Origin of the sequence: Enterobacter cloacae complex sp. GYL001 (assembly GCF_049237125.1) — a bacterium.
Lineage (GTDB): Bacteria > Pseudomonadota > Gammaproteobacteria > Enterobacterales > Enterobacteriaceae > Enterobacter > Enterobacter hormaechei_C.
Genome location: NZ_JBMKGW010000011.1, coordinates 83,754 through 105,154, shown reverse-complemented (window position 1 = coordinate 105,154; position 21,401 = coordinate 83,754). Strand labels below are relative to the sequence as shown.

The following is a 21,401-nucleotide window of genomic DNA, read 5'->3' as shown; positions in this document are numbered from 1 at the left end:
GTTATTGCTGTTTTGTTTGTGAGAAAGGTGTACTTAGCGCAAACAAAATCATAAAGAAGATTAAGGCTTCTGAACTGAGCAGTATGACATCCGTCAGTCCATACAAAAGCAAAAGAAGCATCGACGTCAGCAGCAGTGCGTTTCTGTTTCGTAGGGCATACACAATCATCGAAACGAAGAAAAAGAGCATTACCGCTACGCCGGGGATCCCCTGCAAAGAGTATTTCTCAATAAATTCATTATGCAGGTGGACTTTGATGTATTCGAGTGCACTGCCAAGGTGAGGATGGCCGTCTTTAATGTAGTGTCGGGTCCACGCTTCACGCTCTTCCAGCGATTGCCCTAACGGATGGGCAAGACCATTCTCGATCCCGATAGTCCACATCGAAAAACGTGCGCCGAGTGAGGTGCGGTCAAAACCTTGTTGATAACGTTCAACCTCACGTTGGGTTTGTTGTATTTTTGGCGAAATCAATGGCTTGTAGCTAACGATTACAACGCCTGCAACAATGCATAAAAAGATGAGGGCTGATTTAAGATGAATCTTTCTGAAATGATAAAGCGTGAGCACAATCGCCAGAAGCAGATATAAACCCATCGCAGCGCGGGTCCCCGTCAACAGTATGACGAAGTAAGAGATTAATATAGTGAAGCCCGCAACAACATACAGCTTCACGTTCTGTTGAAGGTAAAGACTGTATACGAAAGCCAGTGACAGGACAGAATAAACATAAGCTGAAACGGTGGCACGGTTAATTGCCATCTCAACGCGAGTCATACCTTGCGAGGCCTGCCACAAGCCATACCCTGTGGCGAGCACAAACCCCAGGGCCGTTGCGAAGAAGAAGAATTTCCTGAAGGTATCCTTATCGATATAAAACTTAAAGCGGTCGATATAGAAAATCAGGACACTCGCTAAAATTAACTTTTTGCTGGCACCGAGGTAGTCGCTGTAAAGGTTGAGGCCCTCGTTATGATACTCATAGAGTAAGTACCAGCCGAGGTTAAGTAACCCAATCAGCAGAATGGGCAGTGCTATAGTAAAAGGTCGCAGAGTGATTTTTTTATATTCGAAAGCCAGGCCAATAATACTGACGTAAATAGCGATATAGAAAAATTCTCTTTGCTTCCCAGAACTGACTAAAGCCAATATCAAGGAGATGAGGCTTAAAGCGATCGTCAGTTGATATAGCCGTGGTTTTATTTTTTCCATAACGCCTCAATAACCCTTTTTTTGTAGCTAAAACGAACATCGGTGGACAGGAAAAAAGACAATGTATACATGGTCTTTACGCGTTGTTTCACGAGCTGCAATTGTTGGTCTGTCAGACAGGACCGATGGTTGCTGTAAATATCAAACCAGTGGCAATTGACGAGATGTTTGTAGCGTGACGGAAATGTTCTTTCCATCTGTAACGTGCATTCGACAAGCGTTGAAATTTTGCTGGCGTCCAGACTGCTCGACAAACTGTCGCGACGCTTGATGTAATAATAATGCCCCTGGCGCTGATAGGCTATTTTACTCGATTGCATCAACATTCCCGGGAAGACAGCGAAATCCTCATAACATAACATCGGAGGTATGGGATTTTTCTCGTAAAGACTACGATGAATAAACTGGCCAATGAGATGTGCCTGAAAGTCTTTATGACGTAAGAAACGAGCAATTGCTTCATGTTGTGACAATGGCACAGGATTAAATCCCTGCCAGTCTGAAGTCATTCTCCGGGGATCGCGAATCTCAAGCAAACGTGTCAGTAACATATCCGGACGTTGCGCTTTCAGGTAGGCCATTGCGTCCCTGAGGCTGCCCGGCTTTAAGCAATCGTCACTGTCGAGCATCGTAATATACTCACCCGATGCCAGCGCGACAGCGCTGTTTCTTACCCGGCCTACGTTACGAAAGTTCACGGTGCGCGTTATGATCTGAGGAAATTTCGGCGACCACTCTTCAATTATTGCCTGCGTGGCATCCTCAGAACTGTCATTGAAAATAATGACTTCAGTATCCTGATCGGTTGCTGCCAGCAGGCTTGAAAGCGTGGCGTGCAGCGTAGCTTCAGCGTTATGCGCAGCAATAATGACGCTTAAAAAAGCCATAAAAATTAGTTTCCTTGAGCGTCGGTAGCGCTAGCCAGTGAGCGGGCTTTTGGTAATGTACGGATAAACTGCTGAAGATCGTGTAACGCGGAGTCAGTGACAGAGAATAGCGCTTCCCGCTCTTGCGGGAAGTAATAGCGCGTTTCAAACACATAAGAACAAATGTTATCGTCATTCCCGATCAGCATCACATTGCCAAGCGGACGCTGTTCATAGTGACAACACGGTCCAAACAGCAGGACCACCGGCACGCCGACGGCGTCTGCGATGTAGACATTCCCCGAGTCAGACGCGATATAGCAGTCCATCTTAGAAATGGCCCAGGGAAGCTCTTCCAGCGAAATTTTGCCAATAAGATTGATAAAATTGGGGATGTCACCGTAAAGACGGGTGATATCGTCCATCCACGACTGTTCGTTTGGCGCGCCGAAGACATAAAACTCGCAGGGTAAATCAGCGAGTTGATCAACAATCCGCTTCCAGATAACCGGAGGGACGGTTTTGGCTTTATTGCCCGCCGCAATACTGATGCCGATGCGGATAACGCCAGGTTTATCAAGAATGGCCGGCCAGGTCGTCGGCTTGAAGAGTGGCTTTGTGGCGTGCTTGGGAGAGTCTTGCCACGTGAGCGAGCGGTCGGCCAGTTTCAGGTAGTTCGTCACCGAAAGCGTTTTTTTGCCATGCTCAACGGTGCCGTCGGCTGCGAGATAGAAAATCCCGTGATACCACCTGCGCGTGTAAATGCTTAAAAACTGTTTGTTTTTGGCATTGCAGACGGCGGCAAAAAAGAGGTTCACGCTGTTGGGCTGTAGCAGGTAGACGTTGTCGTAGCGGTTCATGATCCTGCACGCGAAGCACAGTTTACGCCACAGGTTGCGCTTATGCTGCTCAATAAAATAGATCTGCTCAATAGTCTCATCATGCTTCGCCAGCGCGCCAACGCTGCGACTGATCAACACATCGCTTTTTTGCAGATATGCCAGAAGAGGCGTCGCATTAATAAAGTCACCGATTTTGGCTGTCTGAATGACAAGGTTCTTGCCCGTGTCCTTTCGAAACAGCTTCCGGATGAGTTTCACCGGAAAGAGTAAAATCAGCAGAAATACATAACTCATGGGTTAAATATCCCTGTTGGAAAGCCGATGGCTGCCCTGTAAAAATGAAAAAATAGCATCTGCGCTAATATCCTTCGTTTGTTGCGTAGGGCTGACCATCTGATGCTGGTTTTTACCGTAACCCCCGATCAACCCCGGATCGGTCGGGCCGAAAATCGTGATATTAGGACGATCCAGTGCGGCGGTTAAATGGCTTAACCCTGTATCCACAGAAACGACGGCGTTAGCGCCCGCCAGCTGTGCGGCAACCTGCGCCAGCGTGAGTTTGGGTAACACCTCGACGTGGGAAAAACCTGCTGCCAGACGTTCCGCTCGCTGCCGCTCATGTTCAGCGCCCCACGGGAGTTTAATATGGATACCGCAAGGTTGCATTAGTTCAATCAGCCTTCTCCAGTGCGTTTCCGGCCAGTGCTTATCGTCGCGCGTTGTGGCATGCAGGAAGACCAGATAGGGCGCGCTATCCTTGTCCGTTTCGCGCAGAAAATGCTGTGCGATGGCGTAGTCACCCTGGAGGTCGGGTTTTGCATAGCCGAGACTCTTAGCGAACAGCTCACGGGTACGTTCCACGGCGTGCTGCTGCTTCGCAATATGGTGGCGACGGTTATAGAACAGGCTCGCCAGCGGTTCGCGGGCGGTTTGCCAGTCCATGCCGTGCTTTACGCCGTGCGCCAGACGCGTGACCAGCGCGGCGCTTTTCACTAGCCCCTGGGCGTCGACGATCGCGTCGTAACGCCGGGCCTGCACCGCTTCGCGGAAGGCTTTGCGTTCGGCTTTAATCGGTGCGGAGAACCACGCTTTGCGCCAGCGGCGAATGGCCACCGGGATCACGCGATCAACCGCTTCATGCCAGGTGGGGATCTGCGCGAAGCCTTCTTCCACCACCCAGTCAAAACGGATGCCGGGAATGGCCCGCATGGCGTCCGTCAGCGACGGCAGCGTATGCAGAACATCACCCATTGAGGAGGTTTTAACGATCAATACCCGCATCCGTTATCCTTCTTCACTCAACAGCAGTGCGTTGAGTTCTTCGAGAACACGCTGCGGGGTAATGTCGATCAGGCTCTGATGGTAACCTTCTGCGGCATCGCCTTTGCGCACCTTGTGGTAGCCGGTGATCAAACGGATCACGCGCGCCTTGTGCGACAGCGGCGGCGTAAAGTCCGGGCTGCTTGGGCCATACAGCGCGACCAAGGGACGATCCAGCGCGGCGGCGACGTGCATCAGGCCAGAGTCGTTACTGACCACGGCCTTACAGGCGGCAATCAGGATAACCGCCTGCTCGAGTTGCGTTTCCCCGGCCAGGTTGCGGCACCATGCCTGTTGCTCGGTGCTCAGCGTGGCGAGAATTTCATTGCCCGCCTCATGATCTTTCGCCGAGCCAAACAGCACAATCTGATAGCCTTCGTCGATAAGCTGTTTCGCCAGCTCTGCATAGTGATAGTGCGGCCAGCGTTTTGCCGGACCGAATTCTGCGCCAGGGCAAAACCCAATCATCGGGCGTTCGGACGAAATGCCAAATGCGTTGCAGGTGTGGGATTTCTCCCCATCGCTTACCTGGAGCTGCGGCCACAGCAGCGGCTGCGGCAGATCTTTCGCGCTGCGCATCACGCCTTTGTCGTAGGCCAGCGCCACGTAGCGCTCCACCATCAGCGGCCAGGCCTCTTTATCCAGCACCCGGGCGTCGTTCAGCAGGCCGTAGCGCATTTCACCGCGCCAGCCGGTACGGTGCGGGATGCCCGCAAAGAAGGGCACAAGGGCGGATTTGAAGGAGTTAGGCAGCACGTACGCGCGGTCATAGCGTTTCTCGCGCAGGCTGTGGCCGAGTTTGCGGCGTTCACCGATTTCCAGCGCCCCGTGTCCGAGCGGCATCGGGATCGCCTCGTTCACTTCCGGCATACGCGATAACAGCGGACGGCACCATGCGGGTGCCATCACGTCGATTATCGCCTGGGGATAACGCGCCTTGAGCGTGCGATAGAGACTTTGCGACATCATCATGTCGCCCACCCATGACGGGCCGATCACCAGAATTTTCATGCTTATGCGTCGCGGTTCAGCCAGGCCATATATTCCGTTACGCCTTCGGCAACGGTCTTGAACGGCTTGTCGTAGCCTGCGGCGCGCAGGTTAGTCAGGTCCGCCTGGGTGAATGCCTGGTAGCGGCCTTTCAGCTTATCCGGGAACGGAATGTACTCGATGCTGCCTTTCTTATGGTACGCCAGCGTCGCGTCTGCCACCGCCTGGAAGGATTCCGCGCGGCCGGTGCCCAGGTTGAAAATGCCGGACACGCCATTTTCCAGGAACCACAGGTTTACTGCCGCCACATCGCCCACGTAGACGAAGTCACGCTTGAAGCCGTCGCTGCCTTCGAACAGTTTCGGGCTTTCGCCGTTATTTAATTGGGTGTTCAGGTGGAACGCCACGCTCGCCATGCTGCCTTTGTGGCCTTCGCGCGGCCCGTAGACGTTGAAGTAGCGGAAGCCGACAATCTGCGAGTTCGCTTCTGGCAGGATCTGACGTACGTACTCATCAAACAGGAACTTGGAGTAACCGTAAACGTTCAGCGGCTGCTCATATTCGCGGGATTCGATGAAATCTGAAGTGCGCCCACCGTAAGTTGCCGCGGAAGAGGCGTACAGGAACGGAATTTCACGCTCCAGGCAGTAGTGCAGGAGCTCTTTGGAGTACTGATAGTTGTTATCCATCATGTACTTGCCGTCCCACTCGGTGGTGGAGGAGCACGCACCTTCGTGGAAGATGGCTTCGATCTCGCCGAACTCTTCACCCGCCATAATCTGGATAAGGAAGTCTTCTTTATCCATGTAGTCAGCGATGTTCAGATCCACCAGGTTCACGAACTTGGTGCCGTCTTTCAGGTTGTCCACCACCAGAATGTCGGTGATGCCTTTGTCATTGAGGGCCTTAACAATATTGCTGCCGATAAAGCCCGCGCCGCCAGTAACGATGATCATAACTGTAACCTTTGAAGTATGAGTCGGGGAATATCCCGAACGCTAATCTCTTTATCATATCATCACAATGCTCAGGCTTCAGCCATTCACCGATATGCAGCAGGGGTACGCGTGATTTATGCTGCAAAAACGAGAAGAGATACTGCGTCATCTCGTCATGAACTATTGGTTTGGGTAATATGTGCCAAAATTTGCCGAGTCTGGAGAATTGCAATGCGTGGTGATTTTTACAAACAGTTAAACAGCGACCTCGATACCGCACGTGCGGAAGGGTTGTTCAAAGAAGAGCGTATTATCACGTCTGCCCAGCAGGCGGACATCACCGTTGCCGACGGCAGCCATGTGATCAACTTTTGCGCGAACAACTATTTAGGTCTTGCGAATCACCCTGAGCTAATTGCCGCGGCGAAAAACGGCATGGACACCCACGGTTTCGGTATGGCCTCCGTTCGCTTTATCTGCGGTACGCAGGACAGCCACAAGCAGCTTGAGCAAAAGCTGGCGAACTTCCTCGGAATGGAAGACGCGATTCTGTACTCCTCCTGCTTCGACGCCAACGGCGGTCTGTTTGAGACCCTGCTCGGCGCAGAAGACGCGATTATCTCCGACGCCCTGAACCACGCCTCCATCATCGACGGCGTACGCCTGTGCAAAGCGAAGCGTTTCCGCTACGCCAACAACGACATGGTGGAGCTGGAAGCGCGCCTGAAAGAGGCCCGTGAAGCGGGGGCTCGCCACGTCCTGATCGCCACCGACGGCGTGTTCTCCATGGACGGTGTGATCGCCAACCTGAAGGGCGTGTGCGATCTGGCGGATAAATACGACGCGCTGGTGATGGTGGATGACTCTCACGCGGTCGGTTTTGTCGGCGAAAACGGTCGTGGCTCCCACGAATACTGCGACGTAATGGGCCGCGTGGATATCATCACCGGTACGCTGGGCAAAGCGCTCGGCGGCGCGTCTGGCGGCTACACCGCCGCGCGTAAAGAGGTGGTCGAGTGGCTGCGCCAGCGATCCCGCCCGTATCTGTTCTCCAACTCCCTGGCGCCGGCGATTGTGGCTGCCTCCATTAAAGTGCTGGAGATGGTGGAATCCGGAGCTGAGCTGCGCGACCGCCTGTGGGCTAACGCCCGCCTGTTCCGCGAAAAAATGAGTGCCGCAGGATTCACCCTGGCCGGTGCCGATCACGCGATCATTCCGGTGATGCTGGGCGACGCGGTTGTCGCGCAGAAATTTGCTCGTGAGCTTCAGAAAGAAGGGATTTACGTGACCGGGTTCTTCTTCCCGGTGGTACCAAAAGGTCAGGCGCGTATCCGCACCCAGATGTCTGCGGCGCACTCGCCTGAACAAATTGAACGTGCGGTGGAAGCCTTTACCCGCATCGGCAAACAGCTGGGCGTCATTGCCTGAGGACGTATGATGAAAGCGTTATCCAAACTGAAAGCGGAAGAAGGGATTTGGATGACCGACGTGCCGGAGCCGGAAGTCGGTCATAACGATCTGCTGATCAAAATTCGTAAAACCGCCATCTGCGGTACTGACGTTCACATCTACAACTGGGACCAGTGGTCGCAGAAAACCATTCCGGTACCGATGGTTGTCGGTCACGAATATGTCGGCGAAGTGGTGGGTATCGGCCAGGAAGTAAAAGGCTTCAACATTGGCGATCGCGTCTCCGGTGAAGGCCACATTACCTGCGGTCACTGCCGTAACTGTCGCGGTGGGCGTACCCACCTGTGCCGCAACACCGTCGGCGTGGGCGTGAACCGTCCGGGCTGCTTCGCGGAATACCTGGTGATCCCGGCGTTTAACGCCTTCAAAATCCCGGACAATATCTCTGACGATCTGGCCTCCATCTTCGACCCGTTCGGCAACGCGGTACACACGGCGCTCTCCTTCGACCTGGTGGGTGAAGACGTGCTGGTTTCCGGCGCGGGCCCCATCGGCATTATGGCGGCAGCCGTGGCGAAGCATGTGGGTGCGCGCAACGTGGTGATCACCGACGTGAACGAATACCGCCTGTCGCTGGCGCGCAAAATGGGCGTCACCCGCGCGGTGGATGTCTCGAAAGAGAGCCTGACCGATGTGATGGAAGAGCTGGGCATGACCGAAGGCTTTGACGTGGGTCTGGAGATGTCCGGCGCGCCACCGGCGTTCCGCACCATGCTCGACACCATGAACCACGGTGGCCGTATCGCGATGCTGGGTATTCCGCCGTCAGATATGTCCATTGACTGGAACAAAGTCATCTTCAAGGGGCTGTTCATTAAGGGCATCTATGGCCGTGAGATGTTCGAAACCTGGTACAAGATGGCCGCGCTGATCCAGTCCGGTCTGGATCTGTCCCCGATTATCACTCACCGTTTCTCCATCGATGAGTTCCAGCAGGGCTTTGACGCAATGCGGTCCGGCCAGTCAGGGAAAGTGATCCTGAGCTGGGATAAGTAATTAAAAAGGGGCCAGCGGCCCCTTTTTTACTGATTCTTTTTCTCTTCGTCCGTCAGGTAACGCACCTTGCGGGTGTAATCCTGGCCTTTGAACAGCAGTTTGTTATCCGGCGATTCCAGATACTTCTGCCATTCGGAAAGCGGGAAACCACCGTGCGCGCCAATCACCTCTTTCGGCACAACGGCTTCCTGACCGCCGATCTTCTTGGAGACCGGCCAGTTCATCCAGTCGCCCAGGTTAACCGTTTTTACATCCAGCATGTCCAGCAGCGCAGCGAGCGGCAGCTGATCGGTCGGCGGCTGCGTGTCGTCCATCAGCTCCCAGGTATCCTGGAACAGCGTCAGCCACAGCGGGCAGATACGGCGCCAGGTCTTTTTGGTGGCGGCAAGAAACGCGCCGTTAACGTGATCGACCAGATACGGACGCACCGTTTCTTTGTAATATGCCGGCACTTTCTCCGCTGGCGCGCCGTCCAGCTTGGCAATCATTTTGCCCTGACGGAAGCTGGAGTAGATGTGCATATCCGCCATGTTGATCTCTGGCATTTTAAGCAGGTTGAGATCGGAGTCGATCATCAGCACACCTTCACCGCGCGCCTGCAACGGAGCGTTAAGCTTCACCAGACGACTGAGGTAGATCTGCTTATAGCGGTAACCTTCTTCACGTTTTGGAAGCGTGAGGGTAACAACGCGGGTTTTTGGCGGCAGCTCGCCGAAAGCGGATTCAGGCTGATCGCTGACGATAACAATCTCGCTGACGTCGGTGGCATAACGCTCTGCAAAGGTCGCTGACAATAACGCCTCTTCGACGAAATCCGCGCCCGTACACGGGATCACAATGGAATCCACCGCAACGAGATCGCGCGTGACCGGAAGGGAAGCGTAAGGAATGTTATGACGCCCGGTAATGTGGCGGTAGCGAGCATTCAGGAATTTAAACATGTTCTTCTCGTTTGGTTATTGCGCGCCAAGAACGGCCTCGACACCGTTAACATAGCTTTCAATGGCATACATGTTGCAGACATTCTGGTGTGCGGCAGCGGCGAGCCGGGCGCGCAGAGCAGGATCCTGCCAGATATTATCCAGATGTTGAGCAAGTTGCGACACGTCGCTCCAGGGAAACAGCAGGCCGGTCGACTCATGATCGATCAATTCTGCCGTGCCGGTCACCTTTGAACCAATCACGGGAATATTCAGCAGCATCGCCTCCAGCACGACGCGCGGCAGGCCTTCGCTCTTCGAGGCCAGAATAAATGCGTCAAAGGTGGCGAGATAGTCAAAAGGCGTGTTCTGGAAACCGGTAAAAATGACGTGCTCAGCAATACCCAGCGCGTCAGCCTGTGCCGCCAGTGCGCCGCGCTCCGCCCCTTCACCGACCAACACCATCTTCCATTTTGCCTGCGGGTGCCTCTGGCTGAACTGTGCCAGCGCCTCCAGCGTATGGTGGTTGGCTTTGCGAGGGATTAGCGAGCCAATGCTGCCGAACACAAACGTGTCGTCATCAATGTTCAGGCGCTGGCGCATCGCGCGTCGGTCGGGCAAAGGCTGGTGGATGTCGATAGCATTGTTGACCGTGGTACACAGCGCTGGCCGGACGCCATGCTGAAGCAACACGCGTTCAACGCCGTGCGAGACGGCGATGATTTTTGTGGCATGGGCATTGACCAGCTTCACCAGCGGCGGGGTCAGCACCGGTTCAATCCGGCAGTGCTGGATTATCCGCGCATGCAGGTTTGCGCCCGCCAGATACCCTTCTTCGTTAGAGCCTGGCTGGTTGTTCATATACAGCGTATCGAATCCACCTTCCCTGAAAATGGTCTCGATCTTGCTGACGTTGGGGCGAATGCGCCACAGGGTATCGATATGCCGCGTAAAAGCTTTGCGCGCTGAACGCGAGAAAAACAGCAGACCACGTCCCGCTTCTTTCAGTAGTTTTGCCCATGCCGGTTGCTTACGTTGAGGGATAACGAGTAGCGGGATCCTAATGCTATTGAGCACCTGGCCAATCGTTTGACCTTCAGCACGACTATAATCCCTGTAAAAACAACAGGTAATGTCGAATTTGTCGCGGTTGATTCGCTTCAGAAGCTCAAGCATACTGTTGGTACCTCCCCCCCATTCTTTGCCCGTGTCCAGGAGGAGGATTTTACGTTTTTGCGGCATGTCTGAATCCGTATGCTACCCTTCATCTGACCGCATTATAAAGAATTTACTGAAATAAAATAGATTTTTTGTATTCATTTGCCTTTTTATAAGCAAAGGTTTTAAACACGCTTATTTTAAAAGTGCGATTTAAGACTTTAATCGCCTCTTCTCAATTCGATAGTATGAGTGCAAAAATTTTATGTTGTTATTGAGAGAGTGAAAATATGTTTAAAATAACGGTCTGCTTATTAACGTTTAACTCCGAAAGAACGTTGCACGATGTTATTCCTCCTCTTTTAAAAATAGCAGATGAATTCGTTATAGTGGATTCCGGAAGTACAGACTCGACGATATATATTTGCCAGAGTTATGGATTGTCGCCCATATTCAAAAAATATAGCTGGCACGGCGAGCAGATGAACCATGCCGTATCCCATGCGCATAACGACTGGGTGCTGTGCATGGACAGTGACGAAATACTCGATCAAGAAACCGTTGATGCTATTTTAGAATTAAAAATGGGCGATGAACCCGAACTGGATATGGCGTGGCGGATATGTCATCACTGGTTTGTTTTGGGAGAAAATGTCCGAACGATTTATCCCGTCTCATCACCGGATTATCCGGTGCGTCTTTTTAACCGTACGCAGTCGCGATTTAATAACCGGCCAGTAGACGATCAGGTTGAAGGTTTTCTCCGTTCTGAACGTATTCCAGGTTATGTCAGACATGAGACGTTTCATTCGCTGCATGAACTTTTTAATAAATTAAACGGATATACCACTCGCCTGGTTCAATATCAGACGATACGTCCCTCTCTTGGTCGCGGCGCGATCAGCGCTATCGGCGCATTTTTCAAATGGTATCTGTTTAGCGGTGCCTGGCGTCAGGGCAAAGTAGGTGTGGTGACAGGGTTTTATGCCACGGCGTACAGTTTTTTGAAGTATTTCAAGGCCTGGTATCAGGATCGGGAAAAGAGAGAGTCCGTTGCAAAAGAGCAGTCGGACTCTTATCTGGCAGAATAGGCGTTAGCCGATCAGGCTTTTTTTCCCCAACCCTGCCACTGTTGCTGGACGTATTTAACCAGTGTACTGCTGCTGATGCTTTCGCCAATCACCGAGAAGAAGCGGGTTGCATAGACCGGTTCAGGCGGCTGTTTCAGCGTGCAGTTCTTCACGCCGCGGAATGGATTACGCGGCTGCGTTGCGGGTGGTTGCGCGCTACCCGGACGAGAAGTATCCACCTGAGGTTCATTGAGCAGATCGCTCGGACGCACCAGCGTAATATCGGCGGGTAAGCCCGACAACATTTGCTGCAAAACGCGAACGGTAGACGGATGCGGATGCCCAATGGCAATCGCCGAACCGTTACGGCGCGCCAGCTGTACCGCGCGGTTGAACTGCACGCGGATATCCGCTTCGTTCTGGGAGTCGTCCAGGAATACTTTGCGCTTGATGACTTTTACACCCGTTCCCTGAGCGGCACGCATCGCCTGGCTGTTGCCGATGGTCATGCTGTCGAGGAAATAGAGATTGTAACGCTCCAGCGCCTGCATCACTTTCAGCATACCGTACAGGCTGGAGGTCATCGCGCTGCCCATATGGTTATTCAGACCCACGGCATACGGCACTTTATTGTACGCATCGCGGATGATGCGATCGATCTCGTCGCTGCTCATGTCCGGGCGCAGGGTATCTTTTTCCAACGGCTGCTTGCTGAGGGGGGCCATCGGCAGATGGATGAGGACCTGATGGCCGCCATTGTGCGCTTTGGTCGCCATTTCATGCGCGTGAGGCGCATTAGGCAGGACGGCGACAGAGATGGCTGACGGCATCGCCAGCACCTGATTTTCATAGTGTGGTCGATAACCGAAGTCATCAATCACAATCGCGAGTTTGCCTGCATAAACCGGTGCAGCCAGCGCCAGTGCGCTGACTACGGAAACAACAATTCGACGAAATTGAAGCAAAACCTATCTTCCCAACCACGGCTGTGGATTGACCGCCTGACCCTGACGACGAATTTCGAAATAGAGTGACGGGCGGCCCTGACCGCCACTGCTGCCCACAAGGGCAATGGGTTGACCCGCGCGCACCTGGGTGCCAACGCTGACCAGCGCGCTCTGGTTGTAGCCGTAAAGACTCATATCGCCTTTACCGTGTTCAACCACCACCACGAGCCCATAACCCTGTAGCCAGTCGGCCAGGATCACGCGGCCATCGGCGATGGCTTTCACTTCGCTACCTTCAGACGCTCCGATAACGATCCCCTTCCAACGTAGCTCACCCTGCAACTGTTCGCCATAGCGATGCAGGATCGTACCGCGAACGGGCCAGTAAGCCTGACCACGCGGGGAGCCGAGGCCGCCGGTACGCGACATCAGGGAACGTTCATTTTCAGTCGGTTTGTAGGTGGTGCCTTTCCGGGAGGCTTCCTGCTGCTTATTACGCACCGCCTGCGCTTCGCGCGCTTCTTTTTCGGCGCGCGCTTTGGCCGCGGCTTCTGCCCGGGCAATGCTGTTACGCAGTCTGGATTCGTTGGCGCGCATTTCGCTCAGCTGGCTTTGTCCTGCCTGGATAGAGGACTCCAGCCCGGCGAGCGTCTTCTTACGCTCATTGCGGGCCTGCTCAAGCTTCTCCTGCTGCGCCTGCTGATCGTAGAGCAGCGTTTGCTGCTGGCTCTGTTTCTCTTCCAGCTCGGCTTTTTGCGTGGTGACTTCTTCGCGCGTCTGTTTCAGCTGCGCAATGGTCTCCTGACGCGCCTGGTTAAGATAGCCGAAATAGGCCTGTAAACGCTGACCACGCTGGCTCTCTTCACCGCTGAGGATCAACTGAAGGCCTGTGTGCTCACCCTGACGGAAAGCAGCATCAAGCTGTGCAGCAAGGTTCCGCTCCTGGGCATCGCGCTGACGCTCCAGTTTCGCAATCGACGCGTTCATTTCATCGATTTGCTTATTGAGCTGGGCAAGGGTGTTTTGTGTTTCACGCAGCTTACGCGCGGCGGCGGAAATGGCCTCTTCCTGCTTTTTAAGCTGGGCGAGCAGGGTGGCGCGCTGCTGTTGCTGCTGACGTACCGCACGCTCTTTGGCGGCGATATCGGCCTGAATGGATTTAAGCTGATCGCGGTCATCCGCGTGGGCGGATGCGGCGCACAGCAATACGCCAGCGCTGAGTGCGCTGGCGCAAAGCAGAGGTCTGACTGATAACCGAAGCGGCTTCACGACCCATGTGATTGAAAAAATCGCCTTTCCCCTCATGGGGAGCGATTATTCCACGATGAACAGCGGCTTGCCAGTCATCTCTTCAGGGATTTCCATACCCATCAGCGACAACATGGTTGGCGCGATGTCGGAAAGCTTGCCGCCTTCCACAGCTTTCACTGATTTATCACCCACATAAATCAGTGGAACAGGCAGGTTGGTATGGGCGGTATGCGCCTGACCGGTTGCCGGGTCACGCATCTGTTCTGCGTTACCGTGGTCAGCGGTGATCAGCAGCTGGCCGCCCACGGATTCAACCGCTTTCGCAACCTGCTCAACGCAGTAGTCCAGCGCTTCAACCGCTTTAACGGCTGCTTCCATCACGCCGGTGTGGCCCACCATGTCGCCATTCGGATAGTTACAGATGATGGTGTCGTATTTACCGCTTTCGATCGCGGCCACCAGTTTTTCGGTCAGCTCCGCAGAGCTCATTTCTGGCTGGAGATCGTAAGTGGCGACTTTCGGCGAGTTAATCAGGATGCGGTCTTCGCCTTTAAACGGCTCTTCTACGCCGCCGTTAAAGAAGAAGGTCACGTGCGCATACTTCTCAGTTTCGGAGATGCGCAACTGCGTTTTATCGTTTTTCGCCATCCACTCGCCGAAAGTATTTTCCAGGGAAGCGGGTGGATACGCGCATGGGGCTTTGATATCCGCTGCATACTCGGTCAACTGGATGAAATCGATCTTCGCCACTTTCTTACGGGCGAAACCGTCGAAATCGCTGTTGACGAAGGCGCGGGTGATTTCGCGCGCGCGGTCAGCACGGAAGTTCATGAAGATCAGCGCATCGCCATCTTCCATGGCGGCATCGGCCTGGCCTTCAGCGCGGATCACGGTTGCCTTCACAAATTCGTCGTTTTCATCACGCGCGTAAGCCGCTTCCAGGCCTTCAACGGCGGTCGGGAACTGGAACTCACCTTTTGCCAGGGTCAGCAGATCATAGGCTTGCTCAACGCGGTCCCAGCGGTTGTCGCGGTCCATGGCATAGTAACGGCCAACGATGGACGCCACGCGGCCTTTGCCCAGTGCGGCAAATTTATCTTCAAACGCTTTAAGAGAACCTTTTGCGCTGCGTGGCGGCGTATCGCGACCATCCAGGAAGGCGTGCAGATAGATTTTTTCCGCACCGCGCTCAGCGGCCAGTTCTACCATCGCCATGATGTGATCTTCGTGGCTGTGAACGCCGCCCGCAGAGAGCAGACCCATAATGTGAACGGCCTTGCCTGCGGCAACGGCTTTATCAACCGCTCCGGTGAGCGTTGGGTTGGCAAAGAATGTACGTTCTTTGATTTCAACGTCCAGGCGCGTCAGGTCCTGGTAAACGATACGGCCCGCACCCAGGTTAACGTGACCCACTTCAGAGTTGCCCATCTGACGATCCGGCAGACCCACTTCCAGGCCAGACGCATCAATCAGGGTGTGGGGACGTTTTGCCCATAGCGCATCCATAACCGGGGTTTTGGCGTTGAAAATGGCGTTATCCTGTTGATCTTCACGGTAGCCATAGCCATCCAGAATCACCAGTACCATAGGTTTTTTAGAAACCGACATTGCGACAACCTCATGCTCAAGAGACAAAAAATTTGCGTAATTTTACTACAGCTGAATCGATAAAATAGCCGCAGAAGATCAAAGAAAGCGCGGGGGCAATGCTGTTCTCAGGCCATTTTGAGGCTTTTTTTACGTGGCATGCCGCAGAAAATAGATTAGCTTTATGTCGCTGGCTGTATTTGCCACAGCGCACAGGTATACTCCTGTCCTGGTTTTTTTAATCACTTAGTCGGGAGTTGTTACCCCCCATGCAAGAAATTATGCAATTCGTTAGCCGCCACCCGGTTCTGAGCATCGCGTGGATTGGCCTGCTGGTCGCTGTACTGTTCACCACATTTAAGGGACTGACGTCTAAAATTAAGGTGATCACCCGCGGTGAAGCGACACGTCTGATCAACAAAGAGGACGCCGTGGTTGTCGATCTGCGTCAGCGCGACGATTTCCGCAAGGGCCACATCGCAGGTGCTATCAACCTGCTGCCAGCGGAAATTAAAGCGAACAACATTGGTGAGCTGGAGAAGCATAAAGCCCAGCCGATTATTGTTGTTGACGGCACTGGCATGCAGGCGCAGGAATCTGCCAGCGCACTGCATAAAGCAGGCTTTGAAAACGTAACGGTGCTGAAAGAAGGCATCTCCGGCTGGAGCGGGGAGAATCTTCCTTTAGTGCGCGGTAAATAAGGAGTTAAGTGATGGCCAATATTGAGATCTACACCAAAGCAACGTGCCCGTTCTGCCACCGAGCGAAAGCGCTGCTGTCCAGCAAAGGCGTAACGTTCAAGGAACTGCCGATCGATGGTGACGCGATTAAACGCGAAGAGATGATCCAACGCAGTGGTCGCACAACGGTTCCACAGATTTTTATTGATGCGCAGCACATTGGCGGCTGTGATGACTTGTATGCGCTCGACGCTCGTGGCGGACTCGATCCGCTGCTGAGCTAGAGACTTTAGGACAATTAAAAAGGGTTTTTCCATGTCAGAACAAAACAACACCGAGATGACTTTCCAGATCCAGCGCATCTACACCAAGGATGTCTCTTTCGAAGCGCCAAATGCGCCGCACGTTTTCCAGAAAGACTGGCAGCCAGAGGTTAAACTTGATCTGGATACCGCATCCACCCAGCTGGCGGATGATGTGTATGAAGTCGTACTGCGTGTCACCGTGACCGCCTCTCTGGGCGAAGAAACCGCATTCCTGTGCGAAGTTCAGCAGGGCGGTATCTTCTCCATCGGCGGCATCGAAGGCAACCAGATGGCGCATTGCCTGGGTGCATACTGCCCGAACATCCTGTTCCCGTATGCCCGTGAATGCATCACCAGCCTGGTTTCTCGCGGTACATTCCCGCAACTGAACCTTGCGCCAGTAAACTTTGATGCGCTGTTCATGAACTATCTACAGCAGCAGGCTGGCGAAGGTACCGAACAACATCAGGATGCCTGATGAGCACTGTTAATGCGTCAATGACTGTGATCGGTGCCGGCTCTTACGGCACCGCTCTTGCCATCACCCTGGCAAGAAATGGTCACGACGTGGTCCTGTGGGGCCACGATCCAAAACATATCGCGACGTTGCAACACGACCGCTGCAATGTGGCGTTTCTCCCGGACGTTCCGTTCCCTGACTCCCTGTATCTGGAAAGCGACCTCGCGACCGCGCTGGCGGCCAGCCGCAATATTTTGATTGTGGTGCCAAGCCATGTGTTTGGCGAAGTCTTGCGTCAGATTAAGCCGCTGATGCGTGCGGATGCGCGTATTGTGTGGGCGACGAAGGGGCTGGAAGCGGAAACCGGACGTCTGTTGCAGGACGTTGCCCGCGAAGCGCTGGGAACAGCGATCCCGCTGGCGGTGATCTCCGGGCCGACGTTTGCCAAAGAGCTGGCTGCGGGCTTGCCGACGGCGATTTCGCTGGCGTCCACCGACCAGGCATTTTCCGACGATCTTCAGCAACTGCTGCACTGCGGCAAAAGCTTCCGCGTGTACAGCAACCCCGATTTTATCGGCGTGCAGCTGGGCGGCGCGGTGAAGAACGTCATTGCCATCGGGGCCGGGATGTCTGACGGCATCGGTTTCGGCGCGAATGCGCGTACTGCGCTGATCACCCGTGGCCTGACCGAAATGTCCCGCCTGGGCGAAGCGCTGGGTGCCGATCCGGCCACCTTTATGGGAATGGCAGGGCTGGGCGACCTGGTGCTGACCTGCACCGATAACCAGTCCCGTAACCGCCGCTTTGGCATGATGCTCGGACAGGGCAGCGATGTAAAAAGCGCGCAGGAGAAGATTGGTCAGGTGGTTGAAGGCTATCGCAATACCAAAGAAGTTCGCGAACTGGCGCACCGTTTCGGTGTTGAAATGCCAATAACCGAGGAAATTTATCAGGTATTGTATTGCGGAAAAAATGCGCGCGAGGCAGCATTGACCTTATTAGGTCGTGCGCGCAAGGACGAGCGCAGCAGCAATTAGCCGGGAAGTATCGTCACCTGAATGACCCAGCCAGCGCAGAACTGGCTGGTCATTAACTATCGTCTGGAGCAAGCAATGCCGTGTGAAGAACTGGATATCGTCTGGAATAATATTAAAGCCGAAGCCCGAGCGTTGGCCGACTGTGAGCCCATGCTGGCCAGTTTCTATCACGCGACGCTACTTAAGCACGAAAATCTCGGCAGCGCCCTGAGCTATATGCTCGCCAATAAACTGGCTTCCCCTATCATGCCTGCTATTGCGATTCGCGAGGTGGTGGAAGAGGCCTACGCCGCAGATCCGGAGATGATTGCTTCTGCCGCCTGCGACATCCAGGCTGTGCGCACGCGAGACCCGGCGGTGGATAAATACTCCACGCCGCTGCTGTATCTCAAAGGCTTCCACGCCTTACAGGCGTACCGCATCGGCCACTGGTTATGGAATGAGGGACGCCGCGCGCTGGCCATCTTCCTGCAAAACCAGGTTTCCGTGACCTTCCAGGTCGATATTCACCCGGCGGCGAAAATTGGCCGCGGGATCATGCTCGATCACGCCACCGGCATTGTTGTTGGTGAAACGGCGGTGATCGAAGATGACGTGTCGATCCTGCAATCCGTTACGCTGGGCGGTACCGGTAAAACCAGCGGCGATCGCCATCCGAAAATTCGTGAAGGGGTGATGATTGGCGCGGGCGCTAAAATCCTCGGCAATATTGAAGTCGGACGCGGCGCGAAGATTGGCGCGGGGTCGGTTGTGCTCCAGCCTGTACCGCCGCACACCACCGCCGCTGGCGTCCCGGCGCGCATCGTCGGTAAGCCAGACAGCGATAAGCCGTCGATGGATATGGATCAGCACTTCAACGGTATTCATCACACCTTCGAATACGGCGACGGTATCTGAACGCCGGAACACCTAAATAAAAAAGCCCGGTGAGTCAATGCACCGGGCTTTTGATTAGTTGCGGTATAACACTTTGATAATGTGATAGCCGAATTGTGTGTGCAGAGGGCCAGTTGGCTCCAGCACCGGGCAGGAGAAGACCACTTTATCAAACGCCGGGACCATCTGGCCCTGGCGGAACTCGCCTAAGTCACCACCGCGTTTGCCTGACGGGCAAATCGAGTGTTTCTTCGCCAGTTTGCCGAAGTCGGCGCCGTTTTTAATCTGTTCGAGCAGATCCTGTGCCAGTTTCTCTTCTTTAACAAGGATATGCAGTGCTGCTGCTGTTTTTGCCATGATCGTGCCTTGAGTCGACTAGTTTACGATCGGTATACTACCACGCGTTTTTCCTCCTCTCCCGACTTTCATTGAGTGATCATTTATGCGTTTAAACCCCGGACAACAACAAGCTGTCGAATTCGTCACCGGACCCTGCCTGGTGCTGGCAGGAGCGGGATCCGGTAAAACACGCGTGATCACCAACAAAATCGCCCACTTAATTCGGGGTTGTGGATACCAGGCGCGCCATATCGCGGCGGTCACCTTTACCAACAAAGCGGCGCGTGAGATGAAAGAGCGCGTCGGCCAGACGCTGGGCCGTAAAGAGGCGCGCGGGCTGATGATCTCCACCTTCCACACGCTGGGTCTGGATATTATCAAGCGCGAATACGCGGCGCTGGGCATGAAGTCCAACTTTTCTCTCTTCGATGACACCGACCAGGTGGCGCTGCTTAAAGAGCTGACGGAAGGGCTGATCGAAGATGACAAAGTGCTGTTGCAACAGCTGATCTCGACGATCTCGAACTGGAAAAACGATCTGATGACGCCGGCCCAGGCAGCGGCAAGCGCCAAAGGCGAGCGCGACCGCATCTTTGCCCACTGCTACGGACTGTACGACGCGCATATGAAAGCCTGCAACGTCCTGGATTTCGACGATCTGATCCTGCTGCCGACGCTGCTGCTTCAGCGGAATGAAGAGGTACGCGAGCGCTGGCAGAACAAAATTCGTTACCTGCTGGTGGATGAATACCAGGATACCAACACCAGCCAGTACGAGCTGGTGAAGCTGCTGGTAGGGCAACGCGCGCGTTTCACTGTGGTAGGCGACGACGACCAGTCGATTTACTCCTGGCGCGGCGCGCGACCACAAAACCTGGTGCTGCTGAGCAAAGATTTCCCGGCGTTGCAGGTGATTAAGCTGGAGCAGAACTACCGTTCGTCCGGTCGCATCCTGAAAGCGGCGAACATCCTGATTGCCAATAACCCGCACGTCTTTGAGAAGCGCCTGTTCTCCGAACTGGGTTACGGTACCGAGCTGAAAGTGCTCAGCGCCAACAACGAAGAGCACGAAGCGGAGCGCGTAACGGGCGAGCTGATTGCCCATCACTTCGTCAACAAAACTGAATACAAGGATTACGCGATCCTCTATCGCGGAAACCACCAGTCGCGCGTCTTTGAAAAGATGCTGATGCAGAACCGCATCCCCTACAAAATCTCCGGCGGTACGTCGTTCTTTTCGCGTCCCGAAATCAAGGATCTGCTGGCCTATCTGCGCGTGCTGACCAACCCGGATGACGACAGCGCTTTCCTGCGCATCGTGAATACGCCGAAACGCGAGATTGGCTCTGCGACGCTGCAAAAACTGGGTGAATGGGCGATGACCCGCAACAAAAGCCTGTTCACCGCCAGCTTCGATATGGGGCTGAGCCAGACCCTGACCGGGCGCGGCTATGACGCCTTAACCCGCTTTACCCACTGGCTGGGTGAGGTGCAGCGTCTGGCAGAGCGCGAGCCTGTGGCGGCAGTACGCGATCTGATCCACGGCATTGATTACGAATCCTGGTTGTATGAAACCTCTGCCAGCCCGAAAGCAGCCGAGATGCGGATGAAAAACGTTAACCAGCTCTTCAGCTGGATGACCGAAATGCTTGAAGGATCTGAGATTGACGAGCCCATGACCCTGACGCAGGTGGTCACCCGCTTCACGCTGCGCGATATGATGGAGCGCGGCGAAAGCGAAGAAGAGGCCGATCAGGTTCAGCTGATGACGTTACATGCCTCGAAAGGGCTGGAGTTCCCCTATGTCTATCTGGTGGGGATGGAAGAGGGCCTATTGCCGCACCAGAGCAGCATTGATGAAGATAACGTCGACGAAGAGCGCCGTCTGGCCTACGTGGGGATCACTCGTGCGCAGAAAGAGCTGACGTTTACGCTGTGCAAAGAGCGCCGCCAGTATGGTGAGCTGGTGCGCCCGGAGCCGAGCCGTTTTCTGCTGGAGTTGCCTCAGGACGATCTTATCTGGGAGCAGGAGCGTAAAGTCATTACCGCTGAAGAGCGTATGCACAAAGGGCAGGCAAACGTGGCAAACATTCGCGCGATGCTGGCAAAAGCCAAAGAGAAGGGATAACTATTTGC

Annotated in this window: 21 protein-coding genes; 9 read left to right on the top strand and 12 right to left on the bottom strand. The window is 54.3% G+C overall.

The window, feature by feature from the left end:
- Position 1 precedes the first annotated feature (1 nt).
- Genes ACOTWU_RS18195 through rfaD form a run of 6 tightly spaced genes read right to left on the bottom strand, consistent with a single transcriptional unit; the run spans position 2 to position 6,187 of the window.
- Positions 2-1,213, bottom strand: a complete 1,212-nt coding sequence (locus ACOTWU_RS18195) for an O-antigen ligase family protein (RefSeq protein WP_015570034.1) — start codon at positions 1,211-1,213, stop codon at positions 2-4.
- The gene (locus ACOTWU_RS18190) at positions 1,201-2,100 is read right to left on the bottom strand and encodes a glycosyltransferase family 2 protein (RefSeq protein WP_045338664.1); all 900 of its coding nucleotides are present in this window, start codon (positions 2,098-2,100) and stop codon (positions 1,201-1,203) included. Before ACOTWU_RS18190 ends, ACOTWU_RS18195 begins: the two co-directional genes overlap by 13 nt.
- A gap of 5 nt (positions 2,101-2,105) precedes the next feature.
- A complete protein-coding gene (locus ACOTWU_RS18185) occupies positions 2,106-3,215 on the bottom strand; it encodes a glycosyltransferase family 9 protein (protein ID WP_017693958.1) in 1,110 nt (369 codons plus the stop codon).
- Between the two features lie 3 nt (positions 3,216-3,218).
- A complete protein-coding gene (gene rfaC / locus ACOTWU_RS18180; protein WP_039269342.1) occupies positions 3,219-4,202 on the bottom strand; it encodes a lipopolysaccharide heptosyltransferase RfaC in 984 nt (327 codons plus the stop codon).
- Positions 4,203-4,205: 3 nt separating this feature from the next.
- Complete coding sequence (gene rfaF / locus ACOTWU_RS18175) at positions 4,206-5,252, bottom strand: ADP-heptose--LPS heptosyltransferase RfaF (protein ID WP_015570031.1); 1,047 nt, start codon at positions 5,250-5,252, stop codon at positions 4,206-4,208.
- Between the two features lie 2 nt (positions 5,253-5,254).
- Entirely contained in the window at positions 5,255-6,187 is a 933-nt protein-coding gene (gene rfaD, locus ACOTWU_RS18170) for an ADP-glyceromanno-heptose 6-epimerase (RefSeq protein WP_003860858.1), read from the bottom strand.
- Between the two features lie 213 nt (positions 6,188-6,400).
- On the opposite strand from rfaD, the gene kbl reads away from it, so the two are divergent.
- Entirely contained in the window at positions 6,401-7,597 is a 1,197-nt protein-coding gene (gene kbl / locus ACOTWU_RS18165; RefSeq protein WP_015570030.1) for a glycine C-acetyltransferase, read from the top strand.
- Positions 7,598-7,606: 9 nt separating this feature from the next.
- Positions 7,607-8,635 (top strand): L-threonine 3-dehydrogenase, encoded by a 1,029-nt coding sequence (gene tdh / locus ACOTWU_RS18160; RefSeq protein WP_017383610.1) that lies wholly within the window; start codon positions 7,607-7,609, stop codon positions 8,633-8,635.
- Positions 8,636-8,661: 26 nt separating this feature from the next.
- Here tdh and ACOTWU_RS18155 read toward each other — a convergent pair whose 3' ends face one another.
- Both ACOTWU_RS18155 and ACOTWU_RS18150 read right to left on the bottom strand, forming a co-directional pair.
- The gene (locus tag ACOTWU_RS18155; RefSeq protein WP_015570028.1) at positions 8,662-9,576 is read right to left on the bottom strand and encodes a hypothetical protein; all 915 of its coding nucleotides are present in this window, start codon (positions 9,574-9,576) and stop codon (positions 8,662-8,664) included.
- A gap of 15 nt (positions 9,577-9,591) precedes the next feature.
- A complete protein-coding gene (locus ACOTWU_RS18150) occupies positions 9,592-10,797 on the bottom strand; it encodes a glycosyltransferase (RefSeq protein ID WP_047737347.1) in 1,206 nt (401 codons plus the stop codon).
- A 206-nt stretch (positions 10,798-11,003) separates the two neighbouring features.
- Here ACOTWU_RS18150 and ACOTWU_RS18145 point away from each other — a divergent pair, with 206 nt between their 5' ends.
- Entirely contained in the window at positions 11,004-11,804 is an 801-nt protein-coding gene (locus ACOTWU_RS18145) for a glycosyltransferase family 2 protein (protein ID WP_126499005.1), read from the top strand.
- Between the two features lie 11 nt (positions 11,805-11,815).
- Here ACOTWU_RS18145 and ACOTWU_RS18140 read toward each other — a convergent pair whose 3' ends face one another.
- The 3 genes from ACOTWU_RS18140 to gpmM are packed head-to-tail and all read right to left on the bottom strand — an operon-like array spanning position 11,816 to position 15,589.
- Positions 11,816-12,748, bottom strand: coding sequence for a divergent polysaccharide deacetylase family protein (locus ACOTWU_RS18140; protein ID WP_045142438.1), 933 nt, complete (start codon positions 12,746-12,748; stop codon positions 11,816-11,818).
- Positions 12,749-12,751: 3 nt separating this feature from the next.
- Complete coding sequence (envC, locus tag ACOTWU_RS18135; RefSeq protein ID WP_026094345.1) at positions 12,752-14,011, bottom strand: murein hydrolase activator EnvC; 1,260 nt, start codon at positions 14,009-14,011, stop codon at positions 12,752-12,754.
- Positions 14,012-14,044: 33 nt separating this feature from the next.
- On the bottom strand, positions 14,045-15,589 hold the full coding sequence (gene gpmM / locus ACOTWU_RS18130) for a 2,3-bisphosphoglycerate-independent phosphoglycerate mutase (protein WP_126499007.1): 1,545 nt from the start codon (positions 15,587-15,589) through the stop codon (positions 14,045-14,047).
- A 248-nt stretch (positions 15,590-15,837) separates the two neighbouring features.
- On the opposite strand from gpmM, the gene ACOTWU_RS18125 reads away from it, so the two are divergent.
- From ACOTWU_RS18125 to cysE, 5 genes are all read left to right on the top strand, one after another.
- Entirely contained in the window at positions 15,838-16,269 is a 432-nt protein-coding gene (locus tag ACOTWU_RS18125; RefSeq protein WP_017383604.1) for a rhodanese-like domain-containing protein, read from the top strand.
- 11 nt (positions 16,270-16,280) lie between these two features.
- Entirely contained in the window at positions 16,281-16,532 is a 252-nt protein-coding gene (gene grxC, locus ACOTWU_RS18120; RefSeq protein ID WP_003860837.1) for a glutaredoxin 3, read from the top strand.
- 31 nt (positions 16,533-16,563) lie between these two features.
- Positions 16,564-17,031, top strand: a complete 468-nt coding sequence (secB, locus tag ACOTWU_RS18115) for a protein-export chaperone SecB (protein WP_014168079.1) — start codon at positions 16,564-16,566, stop codon at positions 17,029-17,031.
- Positions 17,031-18,050 (top strand): NAD(P)H-dependent glycerol-3-phosphate dehydrogenase, encoded by a 1,020-nt coding sequence (gene gpsA / locus ACOTWU_RS18110; RefSeq protein ID WP_006812398.1) that lies wholly within the window; start codon positions 17,031-17,033, stop codon positions 18,048-18,050. Before secB ends, gpsA begins: the two co-directional genes overlap by 1 nt.
- A gap of 75 nt (positions 18,051-18,125) precedes the next feature.
- Positions 18,126-18,947, top strand: coding sequence for a serine O-acetyltransferase (gene cysE / locus ACOTWU_RS18105; RefSeq protein WP_022646641.1), 822 nt, complete (start codon positions 18,126-18,128; stop codon positions 18,945-18,947).
- A 54-nt stretch (positions 18,948-19,001) separates the two neighbouring features.
- On the opposite strand, the gene ppiC is transcribed toward cysE, so the two are convergent.
- The gene (gene ppiC / locus ACOTWU_RS18100) at positions 19,002-19,283 is read right to left on the bottom strand and encodes a peptidylprolyl isomerase PpiC (protein ID WP_006812396.1); all 282 of its coding nucleotides are present in this window, start codon (positions 19,281-19,283) and stop codon (positions 19,002-19,004) included.
- Positions 19,284-19,368: 85 nt separating this feature from the next.
- Here ppiC and rep point away from each other — a divergent pair, with 85 nt between their 5' ends.
- Complete coding sequence (rep, locus tag ACOTWU_RS18095; RefSeq protein ID WP_015570023.1) at positions 19,369-21,393, top strand: DNA helicase Rep; 2,025 nt, start codon at positions 19,369-19,371, stop codon at positions 21,391-21,393.
- The last annotated feature ends 8 nt before the right edge of the window (positions 21,394-21,401 follow it).